The organism is Frankia sp. CeRuru1 (assembly GCF_977966315.1).
The window spans coordinates 1-5,409 of the sequence record NZ_CDWWEW010000351.1 but is presented as its reverse complement, the minus strand read 5'-3'; the positions used below and the strand labels follow the sequence as shown (position 1 = coordinate 5,409).

Annotated in this window: 3 protein-coding genes and 1 pseudogene; all 4 read right to left on the bottom strand. The window is 73.6% G+C overall.

Features of this window, described 5'->3' with window-relative positions; genetic code table 11:
- Positions 1-561: helicase-associated domain-containing protein (locus tag AC08OP_RS20025; protein WP_476615591.1), on the bottom strand; the 561-nt coding region annotated here is incomplete at its 3' end.
- 276 nt (positions 562-837) lie between these two features.
- Positions 838-3,381, bottom strand: coding sequence for a helicase-associated domain-containing protein (locus tag AC08OP_RS20020; protein ID WP_476615590.1), 2,544 nt, complete (start codon positions 3,379-3,381; stop codon positions 838-840).
- A 54-nt stretch (positions 3,382-3,435) separates the two neighbouring features.
- Entirely contained in the window at positions 3,436-3,951 is a 516-nt protein-coding gene (locus tag AC08OP_RS20015) for a hypothetical protein (RefSeq protein WP_476615589.1), read from the bottom strand.
- Between the two features lie 468 nt (positions 3,952-4,419).
- A pseudogene (locus tag AC08OP_RS20010) lies at positions 4,420-5,409 on the bottom strand (hypothetical protein); the annotation flags it as partial.

The window sequence follows — 5,409 nt, the reverse complement described above, 5'->3', positions numbered from 1 at the left end:
CTTCTGGTAGTCGCGCAGCTCCCAGCCGTCCTGGCGCAGTTCGATCCGGTGCGCCTCGCCGTCGACGTAACCGGCGAGATCCTCCGCCGGCCACCCGAGTTTGAGCAGCGCCTGCTTGAGCCGGCCGCGCTCGGAGGGGTGCACGGCGATCGTGGCGTCGTCGATGCGGGAGCCGAGCATCGGCACGACCTTCTTGGCCCGGGCCACCTCGACAAGCACCACCCGGTCGAGAGCACGCAACACCAGCCCGTGGGCCGGGTCGTTCTCCAGGCGCAGCCGACCGTAGCGATCCATCGTGTCGGCGATGTCGACAAGCAGGGCGTGCGGCACGGCGTAACGGGAGAAGCGAACCAGCGCATCGACAACCTGCTCGGCGTCATGGCCGGCGGCACGGGCGTTCCACAGCGCCAGCGGCGTCACCCGATAGGTGTGCACGTGCTCCGGAGACCGTTCGAGCTCGGCGAACGGAGCGATGGCCGACCGCGCCTCGGCAGCACTCGGATGCTCGACCTCAAGCAGCAACGTCTTGTCCGACTGGACGATCAACGGGCCATCCGTCACCCGCCACCGCCCTTTCCGTCCGCCGTAGGTTCCACCGTGGGTATCGACCCATCAGTGAACCACCAACACGAGCCGCCCTGCACCAATCGGTGCGGTCCGAGCCACCGGCGTCGCACCGGCACGATCACACCGGCGGCGCGCTGCTCGTTCACCGGCGCCCTTCGACGGTACAGCCGACCACCGACACGGTAACCAGAGGGGCCGAAGCCCGACTGAAACACCGCGGGTCCCGCAGGCAGGCAGGCAGGCGGGCACACCGGCACCGGCCCGCCCGGCTCATGGCGGATCGGCGAGATCCTCCGCGGCGGCCGACCAGTCCGCCGCCACCGGCGGCCCACCGAACGCGTCGTCGATGTCGGCGACGCCGGTCACCCGGTGCAGGACGAAACGACGCGGGCCGGCGCTGAGTTCGTCCCACGCGGTGAGCCAGCCGCCCTCGACAGCGGTGGGCCGCACGATCCGGTCGCTCGGCGCACCCTGCTGGTCGACGTAGCCCAGCAGCACCCGGCGCCGGTCCCGGACGGCTCCCTGCAGCAGCACCAGGATCAACGGCGCGGACCGGACGAGCCCGACCTCGATGCCGGGAACTTCGCCGGCCGCCCGGACCGCCCGTGCGCTGTCGTCGCCTCGGCGGACCAGCCGGACCACGTCGCGCAGCTGGTTGATCCGGGTGCCGGCCACGTCGACCGACGCCGCGCGGGGGCGCGCCGGCGTCCGATAGGCGGCGGGCCGGCGCAGCACCACCCGCCCGTCCGGGGCCTCCGCGACCGGTGCGAACCCGGCGGTGCGCAGGCCGACGAGCACCTCCGCGGTCGGCAGTGGGGAGATGACGATCGTCGGCGCGATCCGGCGCAGCCCCAACGCCTGGGTACGCCGGTTGGCGACCACCTCGGCGAGCAGCGCCGTGTCCTCGCAGCGCAGGTAGCTCGCGGCAGGACCAGCCCGCAACCGGCCGTGCCGCCGGGCGGTGTCGTCGATCAGATAGGTGAGGGCCTGCGGCACCCCGCCTCGACCGAGGCGGGCGAGCATCGCGTGGATGTCCTCCGCCACCAGGCCCGAGTCCAGGCCGCGACGCAGCGAGGCCTCGGAGAACCGGTAGACGGTGGCCGCGCCCGCGGACTCGACGTCCGCCATCCGCGCCAGCTCCGCAGCCACCCGGGGTACCAGCGGGCCCGGGGCAACCGCGGTGAGATCCCCCTGCAGCAGCAGCTCCTCGACCGGCTCGGGCAGCAGCGGCGCGAGCGCGTCGGCGAGCCTGGCGCACAGCGCGGGATCACCAGCCGCCGATCGGCTCGGCACGCCCGCGTTCCGCGCCGGATCGGCGTTCTCCGCGTCGAGCTGGGCGGCGAGTAACCGACCGACCGTGCTCAGCGCGCCCCGGCCGGTCAGCCCGAGCAGCTCGGCCTCGACAATCGTTCCGTCGATCATCCCGGCGAGCAGCGTTCCGCCGCGCCGCGGCGCTCGCCAGGTCAACAGGGCACGCAACGACTCCGCGGTCGGCACCACCCCGGCGGGCGCCGCGGCCAGCGCCCGCAGGACCTGGGCACGCAGGTCCTGCGCGGCCGGTCGCCGCACGTCCAGCGACAGGGGAGCGATCTGCCGGCCCCGCTCGTCCCGCTCGCCAACCAGCCAGGCGGCGGTCGACGAGCGCAGCCAGCCCTCGACCAGTACGGCCCACCGGGCAGCTACCAGGTCGGTGCCCCAGCGGTCGTAGGCCGTGGTCGGCACGTACTGGACGTCGACCCCCGCGGTCGTGTCGACCAGGCCGGCCGCCGCGGCCAGCTCCACCACGAAGGCCGCGGCCCGCTCGTCGACGTCGAGCAGTTTCGCGGCGGCCCGCAGGTCTCGCACGCTCAACCCGCCGGTGCGCAGCGGGGTGACCGGGCTCGCGCCCCAGGCGTCCAGCAGGGTGGTGACCCACCGGACGAGGGTGTCCGCCGCCAGGGCCGCCGCGGCGTCGGCCGCCGCCACCCCGACGACCTCTCCCTCGACGGCGGGCGGGTGCGGGTGCAGGACCCCGGCCGGATGCTCGCCGCGCACGACCAGCCCAACCTCGCGCGGCAGCTCGACGGTCTCCTCGTCCAATCCGACGAGCAGGCCGCGGGCGAGCAGCTCCTCCACCGGGGTCCGGGCCGCGGGCAACCCCAGCAACCGGCCCGCCTCCGTGGTGGCGCCGAGTGCCGGACCCGCGGCCAGCCGGTCCAGCAGCTGCCGCGCCCGGGAGGAGCAGGCGTCGATCCACTCCCGGACCCGATCCGCGTCCGCGAAGGCGCCGCTCAACGCATCGATCATCGCTTCCCGGACGGCGAACCCGGTCGCCGTCTCGTCGGCCGCGCCCCGGGGCACCGGCAGGCCGGCCGCGGTCAGGAGCCGGGCGAGCTGGGACTGCCGGTACGTCGTCAGGCAGGCTCGCACGGGACGGCCGAGCCCCAGCGGGCGCACGCCGAGGAGGTCGACGACCATCCCGGTAACCCGCAGCTCGTCGTCGTCGCCCCAGATGAGCCCGAGGTCACGAAGCCGGCCCACCGGCTCGGGCACCTCCGGATGCCCGCAGAACCTTGTCAGCTCCGCCAGGGACACCGGCCGGGGAAGGATCGTCAACGCCTCCAGGAGCTCGCAGGCGCCCGTGTCGAGACGTTCCAACGCGCGGGCCACGCTGACCCGGATCTCCAGGCGGGCCGCAAGCACCTCGAAGTCCGGTGGGGGCGGCGTCGCCAGGTCCGGCCGTAGGAGGAAGAGCCGGGTCAACGCCTGATCCGGAAGCGCACGCAACCAGTCCACGAGGGTCCCGGGCTGTCCTGAGGCCTCGGCGGCCGGCATCGACACCCTCACGACGGTAGCTGGCGCGGCGCCAGGCCGGCAGGGAGCCGTCGCTCAGCCGGGCCGTGCCGCGTCACCTGGGCGGATGCCGGATTCGCGACCGCGGCGGAAACCGGCACCGCGGCGACGGGTGATGGCCCCGCGCGGCAGGTCGTCGTGCCGTCCGGCCGCTCCACCGCCGATCCCGACCCGAGCCGTCCCCACCTGGTCGAGCACCCATCCGCAGCTGGTGTCCCACCGCAGCACCGCGATCGCCGGATCGGTACCGCCCGGCGGGGACAACACCGCGAACGCCCAGTCGGGTGCGCCGGTCGAGGTGCGGATGCCGGTGATGCGCAGACCATCCGGCGACACCCTGGACACCAGCGGGCTGTCGAAGACCGCCGCCGTGATCGCGGCAGCCTCGGCCTCGGTGGGCAGCCGGCCGGGTCCATCGGAGGCGTCCGGGAGCTGCCCGGCCCGGCCGTTGCCGGCATGACCCTGCCCGGCCCGGTCCTGACTCACCCGCCCCTGGCCGCCACTGTTCACGGTCAGGGGTGCCGCAGGAGAAGGTGCGGGTCTTGGACGCACGTGGCCTCCCTGGATGCTTTGGCAGGCCAGGACGCGCGCTCGGCCGAACGTCGGCGACCAGGATGCCCGAGACGGGCCTCTTCGCGGCGAGGTCGACGGAATGCGACAGACCTACCGATACCGATTTCACACGCCCGGGGCCATCGGATGCAAGAGGATTCGGCAAACTGGGCGCAACCAATTTCGCCGGGACCGCTTCTCCTGCTCCGCCGGCCCGGATGGTCCGCGTGGCCGAGGATCCGCAGGTTACCCGGACATTGATTCGATCATACTCAATGGAGGCCATAAAGCGACAAGTACGGCAACGATGACAACAATCGCTCTCTGGTCGGCAAACCTCTACGTTGTACGCCATCTTTGCGAACTTTTTGCGGGCCTGAGCCGCGAAGCCCCATCTCCGCCGACGGCGCCCGCCGGGCCGCTCCGACGGCCGCGGATCCAGTCAGCATGCCCTGACGACGCCAGGCCCTAACGACGCCGGTCGAACTGGTCCACGAGGAAGGACAGATGGTTCACCCGTCCCCAGTCCGCGACCCGGGACATCGTCCCGGCGTCACCGGGCAGGGCCAGTGTCCGGCCGAGCGAGACGCCGACGACGAGGACCGCCGCGAGCACCGCCGCCTGAATCGCGCTGAGTACCGGGTTACGGTGCTGGCGGCCCCCTCCGGCCGGGACTCGGGTACGGGCTCGGCTACCGGCCACGCGGCCGTGCGGGCGGGCCGGCTCCGGGACGGCGGCGTCACCGACGGCGGCGTCACCGACATCCGGCCCGTCGGCTTCAGGGCTCCCCCGCCGGCCCTGTCCCAGCGGGTCCACTCGTGGCCGGCCGGAGGCACCGCCCGGTGACATCCGGTTCGAGGGGCGCCGGGGTTCCCCGGCGGTCCGTGGGTCGTCGTCCCTGATCGCGTGCTGGTACCCGGTGAAGCTGACCTCGTCCAGTAGCCCGGAACCCGGCCGTAGCCCGGAACCCGGCCGACCGTCTCCCCGGGAGAAGCCGTCCGGGTCCGGAGGAGATCCCCGGTCCAGCCCGAACGGCGCGCGCGGGTCCGGGGGAGACGAGGAATACGCGGGTCGGTGCCGGAGGTCATCGGCCCCACCCGGCGGGGAGACACCCGCACCGCGCGGGTCATGCCAACCGCCGCGTGGATCGTGCCAACCGCCGCGATGGTCAGGCCGTTCCGCCGGCCTGGGCCTCCTGGCGGATCTCGTCGCCAGCGTGCTGAACGCGACGATCCGGCCCTCGGACGGCTGGCGGCGCCGGGGCGCGGCGGTTCCCTCAGCTGCCGGACCCGACCGGATCCGCCCGGTCCGAGCCGCGTTGTCGGGGAGGTCACGCACGGGGTCCGAGAAGTTCCGCGCCGGGTCGTGAACCGGACCGGCGGGTGGGCCGGGATCGGCGCCACCGCCCACCCGACCATGATCTACCCGATCATGATCCACCCGGCTGTGATTCAGTCG

Coding starts and splice junctions, on each gene's coding strand:
- AC08OP_RS20020 (WP_476615590.1), bottom strand. CDS start 3,381: ATGCCGGCCGCCGAGGCCTCAGGACAGCCCGGGACCCTCGTGGACTGG.